Origin of the sequence: Enterococcus sp. GC34 (assembly GCF_040886645.1) — a bacterium.
GTDB classification, from domain to species: domain Bacteria; phylum Bacillota; class Bacilli; order Lactobacillales; family Enterococcaceae; genus Enterococcus; species Enterococcus faecalis.
Map to the genome: position 1 here is coordinate 50,488 of NZ_JBFOEF010000007.1, position 22,138 is coordinate 72,625.

General features: G+C 34.8%; 41 protein-coding genes. All 41 read right to left on the reverse strand.

Annotated elements, in window-relative coordinates; genetic code table 11:
• Window positions 1-84: 84 nt before the first annotated feature.
• Window positions 85-438: a hypothetical protein gene (locus AB3I72_RS08360; RefSeq protein ID WP_002364485.1), complete on the reverse strand. Its 354-nt coding sequence runs from the start codon at window positions 436-438 to the stop codon at window positions 85-87.
• Between the two features lie 53 nt (window positions 439-491).
• Complete coding sequence (locus AB3I72_RS08365; protein WP_368023819.1) at window positions 492-1,334, reverse strand: major tail protein; 843 nt, start codon at window positions 1,332-1,334, stop codon at window positions 492-494.
• Window positions 1,335-1,709, reverse strand: a complete 375-nt coding sequence (locus AB3I72_RS08370) for a DUF6838 family protein (RefSeq protein WP_010712243.1) — start codon at window positions 1,707-1,709, stop codon at window positions 1,335-1,337.
• Between the two features lie 3 nt (window positions 1,710-1,712).
• Window positions 1,713-2,111 carry an HK97 gp10 family phage protein gene (locus AB3I72_RS08375; protein ID WP_368023820.1) on the reverse strand — a complete coding sequence of 133 codons (399 nt, stop codon included), beginning with the start codon at window positions 2,109-2,111 and terminating at the stop codon, window positions 1,713-1,715.
• Window positions 2,104-2,481, reverse strand: coding sequence for a hypothetical protein (locus AB3I72_RS08380; RefSeq protein WP_085345203.1), 378 nt, complete (start codon window positions 2,479-2,481; stop codon window positions 2,104-2,106). The genes AB3I72_RS08375 and AB3I72_RS08380 overlap by 8 nt, the downstream gene beginning before the upstream one ends.
• On the reverse strand, window positions 2,478-2,822 hold the full coding sequence (locus AB3I72_RS08385; RefSeq protein ID WP_002395886.1) for a hypothetical protein: 345 nt from the start codon (window positions 2,820-2,822) through the stop codon (window positions 2,478-2,480). The genes AB3I72_RS08380 and AB3I72_RS08385 overlap by 4 nt, the downstream gene beginning before the upstream one ends.
• A gap of 8 nt (window positions 2,823-2,830) precedes the next feature.
• Window positions 2,831-3,067, reverse strand: coding sequence for a hypothetical protein (locus AB3I72_RS08390; protein WP_002372022.1), 237 nt, complete (start codon window positions 3,065-3,067; stop codon window positions 2,831-2,833).
• Window positions 3,068-3,090: 23 nt separating this feature from the next.
• Window positions 3,091-3,993, reverse strand: a complete 903-nt coding sequence (locus tag AB3I72_RS08395) for a DUF5309 family protein (RefSeq protein ID WP_010784640.1) — start codon at window positions 3,991-3,993, stop codon at window positions 3,091-3,093.
• A gap of 13 nt (window positions 3,994-4,006) precedes the next feature.
• Window positions 4,007-4,633, reverse strand: a complete 627-nt coding sequence (locus tag AB3I72_RS08400) for a DUF4355 domain-containing protein (protein WP_002404572.1) — start codon at window positions 4,631-4,633, stop codon at window positions 4,007-4,009.
• Window positions 4,634-4,801: 168 nt separating this feature from the next.
• Window positions 4,802-5,038 carry a hypothetical protein gene (locus tag AB3I72_RS08405; RefSeq protein WP_225583308.1) on the reverse strand — a complete coding sequence of 79 codons (237 nt, stop codon included), beginning with the start codon at window positions 5,036-5,038 and terminating at the stop codon, window positions 4,802-4,804.
• Window positions 5,039-5,102: 64 nt separating this feature from the next.
• The gene (locus AB3I72_RS08410; protein WP_368023821.1) at window positions 5,103-5,423 is read right to left on the reverse strand and encodes a hypothetical protein; all 321 of its coding nucleotides are present in this window, start codon (window positions 5,421-5,423) and stop codon (window positions 5,103-5,105) included.
• A 2-nt stretch (window positions 5,424-5,425) separates the two neighbouring features.
• Window positions 5,426-6,472, reverse strand: coding sequence for a phage head morphogenesis protein (locus AB3I72_RS08415; protein ID WP_368023822.1), 1,047 nt, complete (start codon window positions 6,470-6,472; stop codon window positions 5,426-5,428).
• Entirely contained in the window at window positions 6,447-7,922 is a 1,476-nt protein-coding gene (locus AB3I72_RS08420) for a phage portal protein (protein WP_368023823.1), read from the reverse strand. Before AB3I72_RS08420 ends, AB3I72_RS08415 begins: the two co-directional genes overlap by 26 nt.
• A gap of 12 nt (window positions 7,923-7,934) precedes the next feature.
• A complete protein-coding gene (terL, locus tag AB3I72_RS08425) occupies window positions 7,935-9,323 on the reverse strand; it encodes a phage terminase large subunit (RefSeq protein ID WP_368023824.1) in 1,389 nt (462 codons plus the stop codon).
• Window positions 9,316-9,777, reverse strand: coding sequence for a helix-turn-helix domain-containing protein (locus AB3I72_RS08430; protein WP_010828975.1), 462 nt, complete (start codon window positions 9,775-9,777; stop codon window positions 9,316-9,318). The genes terL and AB3I72_RS08430 overlap by 8 nt, the downstream gene beginning before the upstream one ends.
• A gap of 66 nt (window positions 9,778-9,843) precedes the next feature.
• Window positions 9,844-10,716, reverse strand: a complete 873-nt coding sequence (locus tag AB3I72_RS08435; protein ID WP_174114765.1) for a hypothetical protein — start codon at window positions 10,714-10,716, stop codon at window positions 9,844-9,846.
• A 276-nt stretch (window positions 10,717-10,992) separates the two neighbouring features.
• On the reverse strand, window positions 10,993-11,412 hold the full coding sequence (locus AB3I72_RS08440) for a transcriptional regulator (protein ID WP_002404562.1): 420 nt from the start codon (window positions 11,410-11,412) through the stop codon (window positions 10,993-10,995).
• Window positions 11,413-11,625, reverse strand: a complete 213-nt coding sequence (locus tag AB3I72_RS08445) for a hypothetical protein (RefSeq protein ID WP_368023825.1) — start codon at window positions 11,623-11,625, stop codon at window positions 11,413-11,415. It abuts the gene before it with no gap.
• Entirely contained in the window at window positions 11,619-11,936 is a 318-nt protein-coding gene (locus tag AB3I72_RS08450) for a replicase (protein ID WP_368023826.1), read from the reverse strand. Before AB3I72_RS08450 ends, AB3I72_RS08445 begins: the two co-directional genes overlap by 7 nt.
• Window positions 11,937-12,530: a DUF1642 domain-containing protein gene (locus AB3I72_RS08455; RefSeq protein WP_368023827.1), complete on the reverse strand. Its 594-nt coding sequence runs from the start codon at window positions 12,528-12,530 to the stop codon at window positions 11,937-11,939.
• A gap of 2 nt (window positions 12,531-12,532) precedes the next feature.
• Complete coding sequence (locus AB3I72_RS08460) at window positions 12,533-12,772, reverse strand: hypothetical protein (protein ID WP_074653948.1); 240 nt, start codon at window positions 12,770-12,772, stop codon at window positions 12,533-12,535.
• A gap of 11 nt (window positions 12,773-12,783) precedes the next feature.
• On the reverse strand, window positions 12,784-13,035 hold the full coding sequence (locus AB3I72_RS08465; RefSeq protein WP_010711138.1) for a hypothetical protein: 252 nt from the start codon (window positions 13,033-13,035) through the stop codon (window positions 12,784-12,786).
• Complete coding sequence (locus AB3I72_RS08470) at window positions 13,032-13,355, reverse strand: DNA-directed RNA polymerase subunit delta (RefSeq protein ID WP_368023828.1); 324 nt, start codon at window positions 13,353-13,355, stop codon at window positions 13,032-13,034. Before AB3I72_RS08470 ends, AB3I72_RS08465 begins: the two co-directional genes overlap by 4 nt.
• Window positions 13,356-13,377: 22 nt before the next feature.
• A complete protein-coding gene (locus AB3I72_RS08475; protein ID WP_029656573.1) occupies window positions 13,378-13,602 on the reverse strand; it encodes a hypothetical protein in 225 nt (74 codons plus the stop codon).
• Window positions 13,602-13,931: a hypothetical protein gene (locus tag AB3I72_RS08480; protein WP_368023829.1), complete on the reverse strand. Its 330-nt coding sequence runs from the start codon at window positions 13,929-13,931 to the stop codon at window positions 13,602-13,604. The genes AB3I72_RS08475 and AB3I72_RS08480 overlap by 1 nt, the downstream gene beginning before the upstream one ends.
• A 387-nt stretch (window positions 13,932-14,318) precedes the next feature.
• Window positions 14,319-15,116, reverse strand: a complete 798-nt coding sequence (locus AB3I72_RS08485) for a DNA adenine methylase (protein ID WP_368023830.1) — start codon at window positions 15,114-15,116, stop codon at window positions 14,319-14,321.
• 52 nt (window positions 15,117-15,168) lie between these two features.
• Window positions 15,169-15,375: a hypothetical protein gene (locus AB3I72_RS08490; RefSeq protein ID WP_002395813.1), complete on the reverse strand. Its 207-nt coding sequence runs from the start codon at window positions 15,373-15,375 to the stop codon at window positions 15,169-15,171.
• 19 nt (window positions 15,376-15,394) lie between these two features.
• Window positions 15,395-15,724 (reverse strand): hypothetical protein, encoded by a 330-nt coding sequence (locus AB3I72_RS08495; protein WP_368023831.1) that lies wholly within the window; start codon window positions 15,722-15,724, stop codon window positions 15,395-15,397.
• Window positions 15,725-15,735: 11 nt separating this feature from the next.
• On the reverse strand, window positions 15,736-16,263 hold the full coding sequence (gene ssb / locus AB3I72_RS08500) for a single-stranded DNA-binding protein (RefSeq protein WP_063855925.1): 528 nt from the start codon (window positions 16,261-16,263) through the stop codon (window positions 15,736-15,738).
• Window positions 16,253-16,561, reverse strand: coding sequence for a MazG-like family protein (locus tag AB3I72_RS08505; protein ID WP_010783686.1), 309 nt, complete (start codon window positions 16,559-16,561; stop codon window positions 16,253-16,255). The genes ssb and AB3I72_RS08505 overlap by 11 nt, the downstream gene beginning before the upstream one ends.
• Before the next feature lie 12 nt (window positions 16,562-16,573).
• Window positions 16,574-17,185 carry a DNA polymerase III subunit beta gene (locus AB3I72_RS08510; protein ID WP_153853877.1) on the reverse strand — a complete coding sequence of 204 codons (612 nt, stop codon included), beginning with the start codon at window positions 17,183-17,185 and terminating at the stop codon, window positions 16,574-16,576.
• Entirely contained in the window at window positions 17,185-17,991 is an 807-nt protein-coding gene (locus tag AB3I72_RS08515; protein ID WP_368023832.1) for a helix-turn-helix domain-containing protein, read from the reverse strand. Before AB3I72_RS08515 ends, AB3I72_RS08510 begins: the two co-directional genes overlap by 1 nt.
• Before the next feature lie 3 nt (window positions 17,992-17,994).
• Window positions 17,995-18,636, reverse strand: a complete 642-nt coding sequence (locus AB3I72_RS08520; RefSeq protein ID WP_368023833.1) for a putative HNHc nuclease — start codon at window positions 18,634-18,636, stop codon at window positions 17,995-17,997.
• A gap of 4 nt (window positions 18,637-18,640) precedes the next feature.
• Window positions 18,641-19,657 (reverse strand): AAA family ATPase, encoded by a 1,017-nt coding sequence (locus AB3I72_RS08525; RefSeq protein ID WP_368023834.1) that lies wholly within the window; start codon window positions 19,655-19,657, stop codon window positions 18,641-18,643.
• Window positions 19,658-19,668: 11 nt separating this feature from the next.
• The gene (locus AB3I72_RS08530) at window positions 19,669-20,148 is read right to left on the reverse strand and encodes a siphovirus Gp157 family protein (protein WP_002381628.1); all 480 of its coding nucleotides are present in this window, start codon (window positions 20,146-20,148) and stop codon (window positions 19,669-19,671) included.
• A complete protein-coding gene (locus tag AB3I72_RS08535) occupies window positions 20,132-20,254 on the reverse strand; it encodes a hypothetical protein (protein WP_002364322.1) in 123 nt (40 codons plus the stop codon). Before AB3I72_RS08535 ends, AB3I72_RS08530 begins: the two co-directional genes overlap by 17 nt.
• 199 nt (window positions 20,255-20,453) lie before the next feature.
• The gene (locus AB3I72_RS08540) at window positions 20,454-20,627 is read right to left on the reverse strand and encodes a hypothetical protein (RefSeq protein WP_002404922.1); all 174 of its coding nucleotides are present in this window, start codon (window positions 20,625-20,627) and stop codon (window positions 20,454-20,456) included.
• Window positions 20,628-20,638: 11 nt separating this feature from the next.
• Entirely contained in the window at window positions 20,639-20,824 is a 186-nt protein-coding gene (locus tag AB3I72_RS08545) for a hypothetical protein (protein ID WP_113826010.1), read from the reverse strand.
• A gap of 10 nt (window positions 20,825-20,834) precedes the next feature.
• Entirely contained in the window at window positions 20,835-21,548 is a 714-nt protein-coding gene (locus tag AB3I72_RS08550) for a Rha family transcriptional regulator (protein ID WP_252709830.1), read from the reverse strand.
• Between the two features lie 2 nt (window positions 21,549-21,550).
• Entirely contained in the window at window positions 21,551-21,889 is a 339-nt protein-coding gene (locus tag AB3I72_RS08555) for a DUF771 domain-containing protein (RefSeq protein ID WP_252709831.1), read from the reverse strand.
• A gap of 13 nt (window positions 21,890-21,902) precedes the next feature.
• Window positions 21,903-22,079 (reverse strand): helix-turn-helix transcriptional regulator, encoded by a 177-nt coding sequence (locus AB3I72_RS08560; protein ID WP_002364354.1) that lies wholly within the window; start codon window positions 22,077-22,079, stop codon window positions 21,903-21,905.
• Window positions 22,080-22,138: the final 59 nt, after the last annotated feature.

Consider the following 22,138-nt stretch of genomic DNA (forward strand, 5'->3'; position numbering starts at 1 on the left):
ACCCATTTTCAAGCAACGCAATTTTTAATTCTGCTTCTCGGTACTGTGGACTAAATTTAAAATGAGGATGATAAAGGAGATCTATTACTTTTTTTTCTGATCAGAATAAACTGCATCATAACCGCTAGAAACAGACCCTAATAGTTGCCCCGTAATTTTTAAGATTTCACGTGCATCCATTCCGTCAAGAAATTCTTGGCCCGTAAATTGACCTTCAAAAATAACTTTTGCGATAAAGTCATAACACTTACGCAAGACAGGCCGAATTTCCTCCATGTCGTTTGTTTTGACGATTTCTTCTAGTTCTACTTGTAATTCTGTTGCATCTTCCATAACAGATCCTGGTAACATTTCAGCAGATTTAAATTGTTTAGTGGTGAAATTGCCTTCTTCATCTTTCAAATAAAGTTTAATTGTCGTTTGTAATTTGCTTGCCATTTTTTTAATTCCTCCATATAGATAGGACGACACTTGGCCGTCCTTAAATTTTATTATGCATTAACTATTACGTTGCATTCAGCTGTATGGTTGCCATCTTCAGTAGTGACAACAATATTTGTGGTTCCTGCTGCTACTGCTGTAACTTTTCCTTGTACAGGTGTTACTGTTGCAATTGAAGTATCATTTGATTTTAATGAATATTTTTTGTTGTTTGCATTTTCAGGTGTAATTGTTGGCGTTAGAGTTGCGGTTTCACCAACCGTTAGAACTAATTCCGTTTTATCTAAAGTTACACCACTGACAGGATTTGTAGACTCTTCACGTGGATTAGTAACCTTAGTAAACCAATTTTTGATCATATCTAAGTCAACACCTTCATCGTCTTCATCGACTGAATACATGTATCCGACACCAGGAACATCAACAAATGAACCTGTCCACTCTGGATGAGTGTAAGATACTGAACTACCTTCTAGAGTTGATGATTCATCAGAAGTCAATGCAAATTTTCCTTTATAAAAAATTGTATAGCGATATTTACCATTTGATTTACGACGGCGATAAGCAAATGCTCCATCTGGTGCAATATCATCTGCGGATCGTAAAACACCGCCTTTCAATTTTTCACCACCCGTAATTTCAGCTAAAACTTCATTTTGATATCCATTTGTTTCCAAAGTAACTTCTGCACCACCAAATGCAACGTACTGATCTTGAACTACACTATCGCCATAGTCAGGCGTTGTTTCTGTTGTAACATCTGGTTTAATACTTACTGCAGTCCCGATTGTTGTTGGCTCTCCGTAGATTGGGAAAGTACCTGTGTCATCTGTTAATGGGAACCAGGTTGGTTTCTCCACAGAAATGACACTTATATTTTTTTTAACTGCCATCTATTCTTCACTCCATTCGATTAATTGAGGAAAAGCAACATTAAAATTAACATGTTGAATTCCATCTGTTTTAAATGTCTGATAATCTTCTGAAAATAGTTCATTTTCATCTAAATTCAAGACATTAAAAAAAGCCCCACAGTTTTCTGTTAGGCTTGTTACTAATTGTTTATTTTTCTTGCTATCAACTAACGCAATATCAACGTTATATGCTTTATTCTGAACGTTTTGGCCAACATTATCAGTCATGCTTTCTTCTACGCTTAAAACAAAATAAAACGGTTCTGACGATTGCATCACATCATCAAGATAGATAGGTGCATCCGAGAACTGTTTTATTTTGCTAGTAAGCATTTTTAAAATTTTATCGTACATACTCTATCCTTTCTTAGCGATGACAATCGCCATTTGTTTAAACCGTTTTGGAATATAAGTTGCATGAGCTAATTTATAAGACTTTTGCAACATGAATCGCCCTTTTACAAATCCACCATTCTTGGTTCTGTGTCCGTCATTAACATATTTGAAATATTTTTCATTGTTAATTAAGGCGCCAACGATTCTACCACTTGATGTTTTTCTAGCTTTAATGATTCTGTATCCACGTCTTAAATCACCTGTTTTAATCGGCGTAATAGGTACAATTAACTGATAAATCTTCGCTAAGGAATCATTGACCATCGCCATACCTTCTTTTTCAGCAATTGGTGTCATTTTCTTCAAGTTTGCAATAACTTTGTCCGCATTCGAAGTCATTCTAAAATCACTTTTACTCATCGATTGCACTTCCTGTCAATGTTACTTCGATGTGGCTTGGATAGTTAAAGGGTTTCTTTGCAAATAAAATATGCTTTTGACCTGTACTTTGAATGACAGTGATTCTGTCGGCCTTTTTCACATCTACATCAGGCATTAAGAATAATTTTTGATCTTCGTAAGTGATATTAAAGGTCCCTTTGTTTTCAACAACTGGTAAGCTACCAGCGCTACCCAGGCCACTTTGAGACAATGCGCATTTTAACTTTCCATCATGGATTGGTGAATACCCTTGCTCAGTGATGCCCGTTTCAGAATTTTCAATATCGTTCATTCTTTCAATGACACACGAATCAAGATAGGTCATTGCCAAAATATCCGCTTCATTCAATAGAAAAACACCCCACTATCACAGCCAATTAAACGTTTTATAGTGTCGCTGTAGTTGCCAAGCAACGCTGTTATACTCTGCTGCGTAGTTGCATAGCTAATAGATGTATCACCGCGCTTAATGCTAGTTACAGCTTGTTCCGTTTCACTTTTAAGTGACTGATATAGAATTTCAATTACAAGCGAGGTAAGTAAATCCCAATCAATTTCAATCTTACATGTATTGTAAGATCCGATTTCCAAAAGAACTAGGTCTAAGACAGACGAAATACGCTCTTTTGAAACATTAGGTAGCATTTTTGAAACTTTTTCTATAATTACTTTTTTTTGTTCGTCTGTCATATAATCACCTAAATTTCTGTTAAATCTGCAGCTTCTTCTAAAATTGCAATAGCTTTTTTATCAGAAACACTCACTTCGATTTTTCCGTCAACTGCTGTAATAAATTTACGTGTTTCAGGATGAACAAAACCAACGAAATTTTTATTTTTTAAAACTTTGAATGTTTTTGTTTCAGGTTTCACTTCTTCAGTTACTTCTTTTGTCTCTTCGATTACTTCTTCTTTGACCTCTGACTTTTTAACCATAATTATTCTCCTTTACTTTTTAATTATTCACCTGGTGCTGCAGTTGCAAGGTTTAAGATTGCCCCTGAATTTGAAGCGTTGTATTCAATCGTGTATTCACCAACTAAACCAATACGTTTTGAATCAGTTGTTTTCGCTAATTCCTCTGCGCGCCATTCACGTAACGGACGTAGCTCCACATAGTTTGTATCTAAAGCAATCATTGTTCCACTTGGCAGTGACGGCTCAATTAAAGCTGTACCTGATCCATAATTTGAAACAATTTTCCCTAGTTGCAATCCAAAAGCTACTTGATCTCCAAAGTTAAACACTTTAGTGCCCGCTTTATCAACTTCATCGGTCATTAAATCAACCATATCAGTCGAAACCAGACATAGTTTTTCACCTGCATAACCTTTGTCAAACATAGTTTTAAACATTTTATCCACATCTTTACGTGTTACTGCATCAGCTGCAGACGTTTTAACTAAGTTATCAGAGTTGATTAAGTTAATTACACCAGCCATTTGACGCCCTTTAGCACCATTTTCATCAGCTTTTACACCAATTAATAGCTTTTTGTTCAAATCTAACTTCATTTCTAGCGCACGTTGAGAGACTTGGTTAGCTAATTCACTACCTACGCCATTAACATTAATTGCATCTAATGTTCCTGAAACAGAAGTAGATTTTCGGAAAATTTCGGTGTAGTTACTGAACCATTTACGCCCTGAATCTGCATCTTTGTATTCTCCACCTTCTAATTGTGCAGATGAATCTTCTCCATCAAGTTCTGATTCACGCCATTTGATCTCCGTAGAAGTTGCTGGGCTAGTTTTACCAGCTCCTAATAACCAGCTTAGAAACGGTGTTGACGGACGTTGTAATGCATTTACCTCTTGTGAAATATCTAAGTATTCTAGATTATTTACTGTAGTTTTTTTCATTTATAAATTCCTCCTAATTAAATGCTTGTAATTTTTGACCTAATGCTTCTTTAGGATTTTCAATCGGCTGCGTTGACTGATTACCATTAGTCGCATTAGTTTGTTGCTTATTACCGAATGCTTTTGTCATTTCCATGTTTTTAATTGCTTCAGCATGCTTTTCATTGATGGTGCTTAAGACACCTGTGAATGACTCTACAGCCTTTTGTGTGAACTCTGTATCTGAACTAACTAAAGTGCTTAACATGAATTGAGAAATTGAATCTTTCAATTCTTTATCCAAATCTAACCCCGCGATTTGTTCAGCAACAAAAGCTTTATTTTCGTTCGAACGGCTCTTAGCTTTCTCTGCTTCAAACTCAGCTTTTAATTTCTCAAGTTCTAGCTGTTCTGGTGTTTTGTTCTTTTTAGCTTCTTCATATTGCTTCACGGCTTCCTGTTTTAGCTTATCGAGGTTATTCTGTTTCCAAGCTTCTAACTGTTTATCTGCAGCACTTTGTGATTGAGATTGAATGAATTTCTGTGCATCTTCATTCGATTCGACAAATGCTTTAAAATCATCAATAGTGAACTCTGGTTCATTTCCCCCACCATCAGCAAACATCTGCAAATTCATTGGTAATAATTTTTTTGTTTTCATTTTATTTCTCCTTTCGCCCCACGATTCGTTTTCACGCCCCGCATTGCTTTAGATTATTTATTGCGCCCCGCCATTCAATCAAGCCCAGCATTACGCTAGTTTTACGTCATTTCGGACAAAATAAAAAGCCCAACTTTTGTTAGACTACTTTAAACAATGTTCATTCTGTTATCCTTCCATTTCATCCAATACTTGTTGTTTTGCCACATCTAGCATGCCTAATAATGGTAAACTACCACTTTGGCTGTAATACGTAGTGACATCTCCGTTCGGCCGCTGTATAACGATTACAGCCTGTTCAAAATCAGGTTCTCGACTTGATACCCATTCGTAAAACTCTTCGTTCGTCTGTCCACGTTCTTTCTTACGCTGAAAATCTTCAATGGTATTGACTTTTTTTGCCATAAGATTCTCCTTCCTCAAAAATTCTTCATAATCACTATCTAAGTAATCATAGGGATCCATCTAATCACTCCCAATTCTTATGGACCAGTTCAGCGTCTAGCATTTGATAATCAGCGACAGCATCTTTTACATTTTGTAGAGTCCTAGACACAATCGAAATAGTTAGTTTACTTTTTTTACCTGGCAAAGAATACAAAATATCGACGTGACAATAATTGCCACTCCAAACTGATTTAAGCTCATCTTTGACGATATTACCGTTGCCGTCTCTCAAAGTGTGCTTGGTCAAATATCGCTCATTTTCTTCTTCAAAAGCTTTTTTATAGGCTTTTTCTGTACCATTCGTAACTTCTAGATTTAATACTGCTTCGAATAATCCTTTCATTGCTATCCTCCTCTCCTATTTAATTTTATTCCCCAATTATTATTAGCGAATTCATCCAATAAATCACCGAACATTTCTTCATACAATTTATCTATATCATCACTAATTTCAGGGATAATTGGTATTTCAGTACAACGACAACGTCCATGATACGGTGGATGCCAATCGTCTTTAATCTCTTTTCCGTGACGTCCACCACAAATAGAGCAAACACGCTCATCTTCTGCTGACCAGCTTTGTGTTTGCTTAACACTTATATCCTTTAGCGATTTTCTTACACCCTCTACAGCAAAATGTGAATATTCCGTTCTAACAAGATTTTCAATCGATCGATTAAACTTTCCTTGTTCCAACTTAAACATGTCGCTAATAACACTATCGTTTTTCATCGTTTTAAGAGCTTCTAAAACACCTTCGCCGCTTGCCAACGAATTAATAATAGAATTGCTCAAACGTTGCTCTAGGGTTGATATATTGCCCCATAAACGAGATGAAAATGTTTTTCCGCTCCACGGATAATTCAGAATGTTTTCCATCTCTTTTTTTGATAAACCAGGAGCAGAGCCGCCTAATAATTGCATCAACGCATTAGAATTAGAATTATAGATTCGTTTTGCAATATTTTCTAAGTCGTTATTAAATTTACCGTTGACATCACTAGATATCGCTTCACCTGCAAGAGTAGAAAAAATGTCTGCTCGTAATTGCAATAGGCGATTGACCTTGGCATAGTCGTAAGATGGAAAATACTCATCTATGAATTGCTTATAAGCTTCGTCAGACTCCATCAACTTTTCATAGTTTTTCTCAATGTACTTGCGGTACTTTTCTTGGTCTCGTTTGCTAAAATCTTCTAGCATTTCGCTTTGTGTGATGTCGTGTAAATCCGCTTGTGACAATAGCTGTCGTTGTATTTTAACTAAAGCACGTTCAAAAACTGATTCAAGCTCACTAAGAGTTTTCTTCTCTAGTTTCAAACGTGCTTTGTCTTCTAATTCTCGGCGTTTTTCCCAATAACGTTCACTAGCCGTTGTTTTCTTCTTCGTCATTATCCGCACCGCCTAGCTTGCCGTATTCCCCGCTTGGATAGTTTTGCCCTTGTTCTAAGTTCATCATGTCCGCCTCGTAATCCGGATCTTTAACGAATGGAATTTGATTAATGATAGTACGTTTTGATACATAAGGTGCTAATTTAGGTAACGCCTCAGCAAGATATCCAATATCGGTTGGTAAACTACGACTAAACGTAAACACAATTTTAGAAACATCTACTTCTAATTTATCGTTAAATTTTATAAAAGCCGCCATCGTCTCTGCAACTTCTTTTAATCCTTCTTTAAAGTACTGTTCTTTCGTGTTTGTTTTGGCTTCTAGTGCTATTATTTGCCACTTGCGAGCTTCACCAGAGCTATTGGATTTAAATACTTCATCGTTGAAGTCGATTGACTTAGTGACTGTGTAGTAAAGCTTTTTCAGCTGATTAAGATGATACTCGTTGAAATCTTTGTTAATATCTTTCGTTACATAGCCAACCTTTGCTTGTGGATCTGGCAAATTAATAACACCTAGCTGTTCCATCATCCTCTGTGCTTCTTCTTCACCTAAACGAGACCCGCTAATCATCATATACGCTAATTTAAATTGCTCTACCTCGTTTTGTTGGTCTGACAGGCTTCTATCAAATGCATCAGAAAGTTCCTCTGCTACTTCAAAATCACAATAACGGTTCGTGTTGTTTTTAAATTCTGATAGGTAGAACGTTTCTAAAGGGTTATCAGTTTCTGCTGTCAATTTAAATGTTTCAGCCGCATTCATTAAATTCGTTTCCACGTATCTGTTATACGTTAAGATTTTTTTCTTAGTAACAACTTTCATTTCTTCGAAAAATTTCTTTTGGTGTGTGTCATATTTCTCTCGAATGAAAATATCTGCATTTTCATATTTTTCGGCTCTCCATGGCTCAACATTGCATGCCCACAATTGCCACTCTCCCGCAGTTTCAACGGGTTCTAACAAACGAAAAGCAACCCCACAAGCGCCTTGATATCGTGCCGTGTCCGAATCCAACATTGCGAATCGCATTTCTTTAACTAATTCTGCTAGTCTATCGAATTCTTTAGGTGTTTTTATCTTTGCGCTGACGTTACCTAAAAATAAATCCTTTGTTTTTTGAATTAAGGACTTCCGTTGTTCAGTAATATCATAATCCCATTTAACTGGGATACCTGTGAAATGATCAGCTGCTTGATCAACAATGGTGTTGTATAAGCCAGCGTGAAGTTTATTATTCACTTTTATAATTTTTGTGTTTGGTTTAGGTCTGCTATCAATCTCATTTTCTTCACTTGTATAAGCTTTGTATTTACGCTCTCTGTCATCAAAAAATGGCTTCATCTCTGTTATAAAGTCATTTGGATCAAACAGCTCTTCGTTTATTTGCGTAGAATATTTCGTTCGTAATCTTTTATATCGACTCAATGTTAAATCACTTTGAAACAATCATTCCACCTCCTAAAATTGGATAAATTGAACTTTATTATCATTTGCTAACGTTTCTACAATTCCTGTAACTGCATCTGGTGCATCATCATGTTTATTTTTTCCCTCTCTTTGGTAGGTCGTCATAGCTTCATAAAAATCTGGCCATCTTATTTTCCAGTCAGAAGGGAAAAACACGTTATTTTCAACAAGTGCTGCATTAGAAAGAATACGTGATTGTTTGTTTGCCGATTGATGAAATGGCTCGTAATAAGCTCCACGATATCCTCGCTCTTTAACGATTCTTTCTGAATTACGAGAAAAACCACGCCCACCAGAGTTAGACTCAATGCGGGCATGGTTCACCTGATTATTTTTAATTTGTTCTGCATGCGCTGTTTCCGTTTGTTCCATTGGTTCTTTTGTAAATAGAACATCCAATACTTCTGCTCTATGGTCTTCTGTCTCACCAAAAACAATTGAACACAAGTTGTCAGCCCCTTTATCTGCCGTATCTGTATAATTCCAAATCTTGATATAATTTGAACGCGTTTCATAAGTTGAAAACTTTTGATACAGTCGTCCTTTTAAATCAATTGGTTCTTGTTGGTAGTTAGCTGAAGCAATGTCTGCACCCATTGTTTTCTTTTTGCGGAAATATTCTTCCTTGGAAAGCACAGACTCACAAAGCATTGTATCCGTTTCTTCATCGTACGCTTTCATGCTAATATGTTTTACTTTATAACCTGATTGCGGTAATTCTTTTAATGCTTTACCTGCTAAATCATTAGAATTCCATCTGGTCATAATGATGATGATTTTGCCGCCTGTTTCTAAACGAGATAGCATCGTATTAACAAACCACTCCCAGTGTTTCTCTAATACCATAGCGTTATTTGCTTCTTCAGCATTTTTAATTAAATCATCAATGATAATAATGTCTGCACCAAACCCTGTAGCTGTGCCAGTTGGTGACGTTGCTAGATAATTGTTATATCCGCCAGTCAAACTCCATAAGTTCATGGCTCCATCACCAGACTTTATCTCTACACCAGGGAATACATCTGAAAATACAACTCTGTTTTCATCAGCTTTTATTTCTTGAATAGTATTCCTTACGCTTTTAGAAAATGTTGTAGATAGCGTTTCGTTATATGATCCCGTCATTATTTTTTTTCTTGTGTCATTCCCTAACAACCATTCTACGAATTTACTAGCAGTTCTCGATTTCCCGTGTCTCGGCGGTTCGTTGATAACTAGAACGTCATCGTCGCTATCATAAATGAATTCTTGCAAGTCATCACATAACTCTTTTAAGTACTCTCTGTCTTGCTTATAAAAGTCAGATGCTGTTAATTTGCAATATTCCCAAAAATAACGACGGGATAATTCTAACTTCGCGCCTAAAACGATTTTATCCATCGCCTTCAGCTAACTTTCTTAATTCTTCCTCAGACAGACCAGCAAAAGGATTGTTAACAGACATTTCACCAGAAACTTTTGTTTCTTTCTTATCTCTCCATTCATCTGGTTTTCTATTTTTTAACCAGAAAATAGCAGATGTTGGGTTAGGAGCCACTTGTTTTGTTACTCGTTTAGTTACTTTCATGCCTGAGTCAGTTAACTCTTTAGTAATTTCAGTGTATTCGTAACCTATTGCACTTTTAAACAGTGCATTTTCCACTTGGCGGTCTACAACTTCTTTGCCTCTTTTTATGGTGTCCTTAATGTCCGGAAATCGTTTTTTCCATTCATTTAACGTAGAACGACTTATTCCAATATTTTGTGCTATCTGTTCATCGGTGAGGCCGTCTTTAGCCCATCCACCTATTTTTATTAATCCTTCTTCAGAAATCCATTCTGTGTACTTTGCCATGACCTCACCTCCAGTATAATTTTATGTACAAAAATAGACCACTCAGTGAGTGATCTATTATCATTCTTATTGGCCTTCTTTGGCTTTGTCCCATTCTATTTTTAAATATAAGGATATAACTGTTGTAAAAAATTCAATAGCTTTTTGATAATTTGTTAAACTAACTTCTATTTCTTTTATTTTTCTTTGATAATGTTTAATATTATTCTCTGCAGCCGAGTAATTATAATCTTCATCTTCTAATTTTTCTGGTGGTGTGTTCTTAATTTCCACTAATTTTGACTGCTCATATAACATCCAATATTCCAAATTGTCTTCATACAATTCATTTATTAAATCATGATAAAACCTTATTTCCTTAGAAATCTTTTTATAGTTGTCATCTTTATACAATTCAACTAAACACTCAATGTATTTTTTTATATATGCGTGTTTATTAATATTGTCATTTTCTTTTAAAACTATAGATGTAGCAGTCTCAGAAATGATTATTTTATTTTGTTCAATATATATTTCCGAATTAACTTCTTCATTCATTTTTGAATTAAAATATAATTTTAATAGCTCGGATACCTCTTCAATTTCCAACCATCGGTCATAGAAAACAGTTTTTTCCTTTTGTAACGAAAGCAGCAAAGAAACAAGTTCTGATGTTTTATCTCTTACGCCACTTATCCACTCTATTCTTGCCTTTGCCTTTAAATTAGCATCTATTTGTTGTTTTGCTATTTTCTTTTGAGTACTTACATTGATGAAAACTCCTACAAATGTTAAGCATGCTGCAACAAAACTGACTAGCGCTGCTATACTTGACCACTGAAAGGTTCCGTCTTTATCAAAAAATATATTTCCACCAGTTATACCTAAGACATTTAGGCTCGTATAATAATTTATCGTTTTAGCAAATAACCAATAAAAAAACACCTGTAAACACATCATATAATTTTAGCCTCCATTTTAATACCTCTTTATATTATTGAACATAAAAAAATATATTTCAATGGATATTTGCAAGTCTATAAACAAACACTCGCAAACCTATAGAAAAAAAGAGAAGGCTCTTCACCTCCCCTCTAATAAGAGAACGTATCAGTTTGCGAGTGATAGTGTGATCAGTGTTAGCAACGAGATAATATTTATTTTTGATTTCCTTACACTTCTCACACTACTAATTTACCATGTGAAATAACCTCGATAGTGCACAAATAGTGCAAATTATATATCTAAATTTAATTCTTTTGCGATTTCTTCAAAAAATATTCTTTGTAATTCGAAGGCCTTTCTTCTACTACAAAATATTTTCCCTTGATCAATTAATCCTTGCATAGTGAATCTAGGCCGTTTTTTAAAATGAAGTTCTTGAATGATAGTGATGGTATCTTCACACGATTCACTAAGCACTTTGTCAATAATGCGTTTATTCCGTTCTAAGCTTGCTAGCCGCCTGTCTTGTTCAATCGTAATAAGTAAATTGGCAGCAGCTTCATTATTTCCGTGTGATCCTTTAATGCCACTGTTCAAATCACTTTCTCTAAATGGATAGCGTAATTCTTCTTCGCGTTGCCGAATATAGTCATCGGTTTTATAATAGTCTCCTAAAATATCTTTGATATAGTTAAATGTTGACGTCCGCAACTAATCATCATCTCCTAATACTGTTATCGGTCTGCCATATTTTAAAATTTTCCATTCGCCATCTTTCATATTGGTTTTATTCATATGATTTCTTTCATCACGAGCAATCGTATAATCGAAAAATAAATCGGCTTGCTCTGATCCATGCAGGTATTCAACATAAACGCCATCGACTTGACGGCCTAAAATATAAACTTCTGGATAACTTAACATTGTTGTTCTCCTTCAAGAGATATAGTCGCACCAGTGATTTTTAAGCCAATTAGTTTACTTAAAACCATAATTGCTTCATCCACTAGCAATCCCTCTCGTTGAATAGAACTGGCACATGTAAAGCGGTCCATTCTTACAATTTCATCCACCGTAACAGGATATGGAATAGTAACGCCTACTTTTTTGGCAATTTGTTCAATGGCTTGAACATGAGCTTTATTCGTTGCTAAAATATACTGACCTGTTCTCGCTGATTCTTTAACTAGCTCTGTTGTTTTTCCAGTTCCTCGACCTTTAGCAATAATTTTCATCTATTCACCATCCACTTTCACAGCAAACGGCCAATAGCGCTCATCAATTGCTTTGATTTCTTGTTCAGTGAACATTTCTTGAACCAATCCAATTAAATTATCTGACCAGTCAACAATATTGTATTTACCATTCTCACGATCCAGAATTAATCGTTTGTGCACATCTCCATCATTTATAAAATCGACATAATACAATTGCTCTTTCTCGACTTCGTAGCCGTTATCAATCGCATTCAATAGTTTTACTTTATTTTCTGGATGTAAAAGCCAACCCTCAACATCGTCAGTTATCAATGTATATTCGTTATAATATAAGCATTCTAACTGTTGACCAACGAATACCATGAATGCAGCACCAGAACTTAGTTTTTTATCACTAATTCTACCCTTTAAACCATCAAGCCAATCCACCACAAATTTCTCTTCATGCGAAAATATGACTTTTTTCGGTTCGTCTAGTTTCTTCTCTTTAACTAGCTCTAAAGCATGTCTTATTCCGCCGTTATACCCATCCTCAAAATCCTTATTTATAGATTTACTGCTTACGTTTTCTAGTTCGTATATCAATTCATCAATCAATTTTTGGTTATTCATCGCTAATTCTCCTTTTTTCCATCCCATTGTTCCAACAAATTGATAATAGCTGCAATATGATTGGAATATTCACTTATTTCAGATTTCAATATCCATTTCCCATGATACGTATAGGCTATTACACGACAAAGTCGTTTTGAATAAATACTTGGGATGCCAGTATCACTTGCCCATCCTAAAACTAATTCAGGAAACGTTTGTTCTATTCTTGTTTTTATTTCTTGAATATTAAGTTTATTCATCGCTGTTCCTCCTAAAACTGTTCGTGAGTATCGTAACCGCATTTTTTACAGTGTCCTGCCATTTCTATGTCTGTCGGATACGGTCCAGTCTGATATGCATATGCTTCATATTCGTGATCACATGTTTCTTGGTTTATCACTTGAACCTCATCCTTAAATAACCGATATTGATTCCCTTCATCATACACATGGTAGATTTCACCATTATTTGACACGCTGTCCACTTCAACTGCTTTATTTTTGTTTTTATCAATTACTTTCATTTCACTTCCTCCTTGCGTTTCTCAACATCATCAGACCAAGCAGCGTAATAATCGAAGTCCCAGCCATCATCTCTTGGGTTTCCGTCCAAACAATCTGGATCATGCATTAATACGGCCTGTTTCACTTCTTTGGATTCATCTTCTAGTTCATCTATCAAATCATCAGGTACCTCAATTGAGACTAATTTTACTGTTTCGTCTTCATCGGGCTCATCGGCCATTAAGTAGTCTTTTTCCTCTTCGAATTCTTTATTTGCCTGTCCTTTACTTTCTGTCCAAGGTCCAGTATTTTTTGAACTTTCATATCGATATAGTTTCATTCCGCTTCCTCCAATCTAATAGCTAACGTCCTTCTTCATGACGCGCATAATATACTTTATTAAATACTTCTTTCGGAGTTTCTTTGTAGTAGGAGTTATAGTCCGTAGGATTATTATTCCAAGCTGGAGCATGCGTCCATTCGATAATTGATCCTACCCCTGGCATATTAGATTCACAAATACGCTTGATGTGGTTGGCATTTACAAACTCAACGTTCCCATCCATCGCTGTAAGTTCAATAAACATCACACTTCCTCCTGTTCAATAGCCCACTGGCTAAATGCTTGGATAACTTGTGCTAATTCTTTGTCTCCTAATTTCATGAATGCTATATTTTCTTTTCTATATGGCTCTCCAACAACGTACAATTTCCTAGAAGAGTATAAAGTGTTGTAAAAATCTGAGTTATCTAACATGTCATTTTTCAACCAATCCAGCACAATCTGCTGATTTTCGTTGAGCTGCAGTTGCACACTTTCATCTGCCTCAAACGCTTCACTTTCCAATCTTTCCCAATCGCTACTATGCATCTCAATGAATTCAATATCTGATAACCAAACGGCTTTTTTACTCATTCTGTTCCCTCCAATAGCAATTCCAACGTTCTTTTATTGACATCTGTTTGTTTTTTTCGCTAGTAATATACTGAAACAACACAACAGCACGTCTTATGACGATTCTTAATGCTTTAAAAAATTTTGGAATCATCTTCTTCACTCGCTTTCTAATATTTCCACTTCTTCCGCTGAAAGAAAACTAGCAAGACAATTTGCATCACAAAACATATTGTCTGTTCCATCTTCAAACTGGAAAAAATTAACTATCATAAAATTGTCTCTAATTGTTAAATATGATTGATTAGTAAATTCTCCATCATTAAACAATGCGTTACCACAATTAGCACACGTAGAACTTTCTTTCTGAAAATTTGGATATGACATATTTTTTTCCTTTCTTCTTTTTTAAAATAAATTTATTTGTTCATTCGGTTCATAATTTAGCCATAACACTTCAGTACGATTAGACTTTTTCTTTGTCGTAATGCCTACTTTTGTTTGTTGCTTGATAACATTCCAATTTTTCAATACAGAATTATATAATTCGCTGTCATACCCTGATAAAATCACTTTCCCCTGATGATTTATTAAAGTAGTCAATAATTCTTCATGTTGATGGTTGGTAAATCCGTTCTCATAATGATCACTGACCAAGCTTGATGCGATATAGGGAGGACCACAATAAATCAAAGTGTCTGGATCATTATGTTCTTTAATCAATTGAATCCCATCTTTACATTCAATTTGAGCATTTTTCAATCTAGCGGCTGCATAGCCGATTCTGCTATACATATCCGTCCATTCATAAGCGGTATATGGCCCATTCCAACTTATATTTTTTCTAAATCCAGGCATTGTGACAGTTTTACCACCAACGCTAAACCATAAACGGACGGCCATTCGTCTAGCATCTTCAATAGGATCACTTGAGATTTCATTTGATTTCATGAATTCTTCTCTAGAATAGAGAGTGTGATAAATGAGATACTGAAGCTTTTCAGGATCATCTCTCATCACTCTGAATAAGTTGACTAATCGTGAGTCGATATCATTTATTGTTTCAAGAGTTACTCTTGGTTTGTTTAGAAAAACAGCCAGACTACCCATGAATGGTTCTAAATATGCTTTATGCTTAGGCATCTGACTAATTATCAAATCAGACATTCGCCATTTACTACCTGGATAGTTTAAAATTCTTTTCATAATTTCAAAGGAGTAAAGAATTCTTTGTGGTCGACCAAACCTCCACTCCCTTCTATAAATTCACTGGCTCTTTTTTATAACCAGCATCAATCAAAATACTTTCAATAACATAAAGGTCCGTTTTCTGCTTTAAACTAGCCTTAAATTTCTTGGCAATATTTCTAGCTGTTTCTAAAGAAACGACTTCATATGTTTTAGCCAATGCATCCGCAATAATAGCGGATGTTGGCGTGTAATAAATCTCCAGCAAAATGAACACTCACTTTCATTTCATAAATCTAATTTAAATGTTCAGCTTTATATTCCCAGAATTTGTTTCTAGGCATTCCTAACGCTTCTATGATTGCATTCACTGAATAACCAACCCACTGCAAATACAAATATTCTTGAATGGTGAACTTGTCTTTATCAATTGAGCTGATTGGTTTAGATTTATCCATTGTTTGCTCACCAATATCCCTACCAAGCATTTTAATTTGACGATAGACCATGCTTTTTGGATGTCTATACCAATCTGGGTTTTCATTCATTAACTTAAGCATTTTTTTTCGCTTTTGCTTTTTTTTAGCTTGAATACGTGCTATATCTTCAAAAATTACACTGTTCATTTTTTAACCTCCTAAAAAGGCAGATCATCATCGCTAATGTCGATTGAATTACCTGCGCCTGCGAACGGATCTACATCTCCACCAAACGACATTTGTTGGCTGTTATTTTGCTGATTTAAGCCTTTGTTTTGATTCGTGGCATAATTACTCTCGAAATTATTTTGAACGCCTGTAACGCTATTCTGTGAACTCTGAATGCTATTTCTATTCTCATTGGCGCTTTTTGGCTCTAATAATTGGAAACTCTCGCAAACAACTTCAGTCACATAGACACGTTGGCCTTGTTGGTTGTCATAATTACGAGTTTGAATTCTTCCAACAACTCCTAATAATGTTCCTTTGCGAGCATAATTAGCCATTGTTTCAGCAGGCTTACGCCAAATCACACAGTTGATAAAGTCTGCTTCACGGTCACCATTTTGATTCGTAAAGTTACGGTTCACAGCAAGAGTAAAGCTTCCAACTGCAGAACCACTTGCGGTGTAGCGTAAATCTATATCTTTCGTCAGCCTTCCGATTAATACCACATTATTTATCATTCAAATCACTCTCCTTAACGAACACACCGTTGACATTTTTTCCCTTACGATCTTTAATCTCGTTATACGCTTGGTTCAGACATTCATATAAATCCATATCATTTTGCATAGCGAGAATAACTAGTGTCACAACAACATCACCGATACCATCCCTTAAATCATTTTTATTATTTCTTGCTAATGCTGCTGCGACTTCTCCGACTTCTTCAACCACTTTTAGCATTTGTTTCTCAGGATCTGCGATATCTAGATTTTTTTCTCTTGCCCATTTCTCAATTAATTTAACTAATTCATTCATTTCCTCATTCTCCTAAAAATTTCTAACTGGTGTTACTAAATACATATATTTCCCATCTTCAATTTCCATAACAATTGGTCGTATAGCTGAAAATAAATAAATGTCAACTGTATCTAACGCATACATTTCTTTGGCATCCAACAAAAATTCACATGCTTCAATGATATATTTGACTAAAAAAGAAATTGTCATTGATTCACCTTTTATTTCTGCCCCAATTTTAACTTTGACTGGTTTGCCATAATAAACTTCATCATTTTGATTTGTTAAAGTTATTTCATTTCCTGTGATTTCCAACTTGATAACTTCATCTGTTGGTGTCTTTAAAGATTTTGCAACTCTTAACAAAACAGCTAGACTTACTTTGATTTTTAAATTTGCTATGTTTTTATCTGGAATTAATCTTGATACATCAGGATAATTTTCATGCTTTATCTCTAGGGTTTTAATGTCTTGATTAAATGTTTCTTTGTGTTCATGAAAATCTTTAATATATAAAAGTCTATGTGAATCTGTAGCAGTTAAACTTCCGTCAGAATCATAATGCACACATTGTAAAATAGGTCTAGTCTCTCTATTGCAGACAGCTCTTTTCAAATGCTTTAATAATTTATTTGGCTTCATCATTTCCCCTCCATGAACTCTTTTATTTGCCTATCAAGTTCAGCTTGCTTTTCTGGTGATAGTTTTTCCTCTTCTTGTTTTGGTTCATTTACCCAATCTGGTAATTGCTCTTGTCTAACTGGAGGATTCGTATATCTTGCTTGCGTTGTCGTTTCAGACAAGTCGTATTCATCGTTAAAACGTTCATCACGTATCCAGCGGAACAATTCTTGTGGATGATACCAGTCGTTTAATTTGATATACTTAAGGTAATCTTTATATCCTTTTTGGAACTGGTCCAAATCTTCTTCTGACTTAAATTTCTTTAAAAATTGCTCTTTAGCTTTTTTCTTGTTGGTTTTCTTGGGATAAGTTTGCCAAATTTTTTCGAATAATTCGGACATGGTTGAGCTTGGCTCAACACTATTCTTTTTATTAAATGTATTATTCTCTGTATTATTAAATAATGTATTATTATCTTTGGCGTTTTCGCCTATACCCCTATAGTTATTTTCACCTATACCCTCTAGTTGTTTTCGCCTATACCTATCGGTAATTTTAACTACACGTCTCTCTATTGATTTTGTCCCTGATTTGTACTGATAGCTTACGTCAATGTAGCCTTTTTCTTTTAATCCAGATATAAGTTTAGAAACCCTATCTTTACTAAGACCAAAGAAATTTGAAAAGTATTCATTGCTAGCAAAACAGCCATTTTCATTGTCTAAACTATCAATCTCAACTATCAAAAATTTTTCTATCCAGCTTAATTCATCATCAAGCCAAACGTTTTTAGGGATCCAAATACCTTTAAACGCTCTCTCCATTTGTTATCCCCCTATGTTTAATTTTTTACGTTCATCCGTATTCAATTTCACTGGTTTAATTTTATACTTATTCAAGAAGTTCTTAGTGCCTATTTGGTGTTCCTCTTGATGGTGTTGACGGCAACCAGCATAAAATGTGAATGTCTCATGATTAATCTTTTTACGATTACGCCCCATACCAACAACCTCAATGTGACAAACGTCAGCATGTTTACCACAAATACAGCACTTACGATATTTCAGGCAGTAATAAAACCATTTGTTATTTTCAAGCAAGTATTGGTATCTTTTTTCAAGTGGTATATCGTTTTTCAAAATGAACTCAATTAAGAAACCGATCCACTCAGTCGCTTCATTCTTGGTAGCTCTACTATGTTCAAAATAAACACCACTCTTAGCTTCGTAGTAGTATTTCAAGACACTTTCAATCCATTTAGGTTCGTCATAGCTCCAACGTGCTACATCGGCTATTAGAACGTGAGAAAGTGCATTCTGTTTTTGAGACATCTGTCGATTATCTAAGAATTCAACTTTTGCTAAATTATCATCGTTATTAGCCAGAAGTTCGAGAAAATTTGAATTTATTTCATCCTCAAATTCGATGGCCACCATATTCCCTTTATGTTTTATGATTTTCCCAATCATTCAATCACTTCTTTTCAAAATCATTTGCAATAGGAGGATTTGCCTCGTCAAATAATTCTGTTTGTTCTTCATCGAGTTCGTTTTCACTTTGTTGTTTCACACTAGGAACTTCAATCTTTTCTAACATTTCTTTCATACGCTCAAGAACTTTAGTTTTTACGTTTTTTAAAGGTACGTTGTTAATCTTGCTGTGCAACTCTTTAAACATATTTTCATGATTTTCAGATTGTGTAGCAAGTTCTGTAATACTACTAATTAATTCATCTTTTAATTTTTCTAAATCTATTCCTTCGCTACTCCATTCATATATTTTTTCGCCTACTTCTTTTGTTATTTTAAAAGGCATATTAAACATATTTGAGTTATCTTTGGTAGCTTCTGCTATGTGGTCCTGATCAATACGTAAAGCGATAGCAAATTCATATTCCAAACTATCTTTTTGATCAGGTTTCAACCCTAGTTTTACTACTTGTGTTTTACCTTGTTCATTTTTTTCCATGTCGTAGGCTTGCTTACTTCTAGACGTTCCAATCACATACATTGAATTTCCTGTTACTAACTTAAGAAATTCTTTCTCTAATGGTTTTACTTTATTCCAAGCCAACATTTGATTTTTAGAGTTGCCTCTCTGATGGTTTTCTACTTGTTCTAAAATGCCACCTTCACCACTCCAAGCATGTGTTAGAGAATCGACTATCACCACCTCAACCCCAGCTTGTTTGAATAAATTAAAAGCCTGTATATATCGCTGTACAGTAAATGGTGCTTCAAAATCAATATGCAAAAATTCCCCTATGTCGACATTTCCAATGGTTGAATCAGCATATAACAACGATCGTTTGTGCTCAGTGTCAATGACACCTATTTTTTCCCATTGTTCTTGTTCTGATAAGTCTGAATGCATTTTTTCAATAATTCCTTTAGCAATAAACAATGCACTTACTGTTTTTCCACTACCACTTGCGCCAGTTATCATGATAGGAACTTTTATTTTTTCGCGTTTAGCCTTTTTTATTTCCATATTGAAACCTCCTATCTAATTCTCAAACTCTTAGTTTGAACTAATTCTGCACCTTTGATTTCCCCATGTTTCAATTCTTCTTTCAAAGCTGTTTTATCAACTTTGGGAGGTTGAGGAATTAAAAAGCCAATAGGAATTAATTTTTCGTCTATAATATTCACAGAAACTGGATTGTTTTGAATTCCTACATTGAATAATTCGCCCTTGATTTTCGTTTTGCCTACCTTTTCCATTTCATCTTGCAGATATCCTTTTAGGTTCTTTACATTGTTAGAAAGCGTTGTTTTTCGTGACTGTAGCCGTTTGATTTCTTTTTCAACAATAGATATGTTGCTTTCAAGTTCTTTAACTACTTTTGCTGTGTTTTCTACTTTTAAATCGATTGAATCGCTAATACTATCTAACGTATCTTTTAATGTTCCATCATCAAGCTCTTCAGCTAATGACAAAACTTTTAAATAATCGTTGCTAAGTTCATAAAGTGTTGCCACGGCTATCTTCCTCCTCGTCATACTCCCATTCTGGTTCGATTTTCTGTAATTCTTCTAACGGCTCTGTTAAAAATTGATCTAGCGCATCTGCTTCACTACGATTCATTCACAAGACCTCGTTTCTGTGATATAATTTTTCTTGTATAATTTTTGTATGCGACTTATTGCTTGCCGGCTTAAGTCGCTTTTTTGTCGTCATGCGACACCTCTGCGCTCTTTTTGTTGCGCAATGTATATTTTATTTTTCTGTTGCTGATACCATAAATCAGCAAGTTTTTTCGTTTGTTCTAATTTGTCTTTTCTTGTCATTTCTTAACCTCTCTATCTTCAAGTGCCAGATCATAAAACAGTGTCCAAATGATGAATAAGCCGATATATACATTTTGGATAATCGGATTAAAATTTCCGCCTACTAACAGTCCTAGTCCGAATACGATTAGCAATACTGCAATTCTTCTTAAGTTATAAATTTTTCTCATTTCATTTCTCCTTAAATATGCATTCTATTTTGAATCTCTAAGTATCTTAAAAATTCGAGTTCTTTTTCAATTTGATAGCCTTTTCCTTCGGTCAGTTGTTCTGATTGTCTAAGCGCTGCTCTATCGTCTTGTAGTTGTTTACGCTCTTTTTTGATTTGGTTGAGTATCCAGCTTTCTTGTTCAGTTGTATAAGCCATAATATTCTCCCTATGCTATGTCGTTTAAGTCAAAACTCATTTGTCTTACAACTGTTTTTGTGGCTGTGGACGGCTCCCAGTCGTTAATATATTCAATTACGATTGGATAATGTTTTTCTCTTAATTGTGATCGAGTACCCACCCCTGTGATTTGCTTAATACCTGAATTAATATCTTTGTAAAGCTTGCCACGCTGTTCCTTTGTGATTTTCCCAAATCCTCTTGCAACTTCTGCTACTCGTTGATGAACTCGACGTGATAAGTAGCCATAATCATCTGCACCGATTTTTTGATTGTCTTTTAAGTCGGCTACTTCTTTTTCAATTACATCTACACGCTCATTTGTTTCTTCATTTGCTGATAAAGCTAGTAAAGCTAATTCTCGCTTTGAGGTTGGTAATTTAGGCTGTTGAATTTCTTTTTCCATTTGATTAAAAGCCTCAATATATTTCAGTTTGAATTCCAACACTTTTTGAGAGTTATTAAAACCTAATACTGCTAGCGTAAATCCATCTCGATTCATATAAACAACACGGTAAGCCTGTTTGTTTTGCGGATGAATATAAGTGTCTTCACAAAATAGGTCTGCATATTTTTGTGCAAGCCCCTCTTTCAAATCATCAATTGCTTTTAAAACAGCTCTGTGTTCTTTTCCGAAAGTTTCAGCAACTTGTAAACTACTTGTTACTGCTTGTTGATCTTTCATAATTACTAAATTGTTCATTTTTAATTACTTCCTTTCTTTAAAATATCTGCAAAATTTTCATCTAAAAATTCAAGCATTTTTCTTCTCTGAAAAAGATAAGTATCGCGACCGTCCCCTGGATAATAAACAAAACCATCTTTATTTTTATCTACATCTAATATTTTTCTATATCTGGGATTTTTCAATACATTACTCGTAAACCATTCATATCCACGATTTACCCTATCTAATACCTCTTTTAACGTCATCCAGTTTCCTGTCTCATCAGCTTTTTTTAATTCTTCATATTCAATTTTAGAGATAATAACGTAATCTGAAGGTACTGGAATTTTAGCTTCTAAGTATTGTGCTTGAGACATATAACTAAACACCTCACTTTATATTTAAGATTTTTTTGATTTTTTGAACTTGTTCTTCTGAACGTCTGCGACCATGAAGGATATCTGATAAGTATGGGCTTGAAATCCCTAGTTGTTTCGCTAACCAAGATTGGTTTTTTCCTGCACGAATTAGAGCTGCTCTTACGTCAATTGCTAAATCTTGTGACATATTTATTGTTCACTTCCTTTTATTTTTAATTTGTAAGCTAAAAAATTAGCTAATTTAGT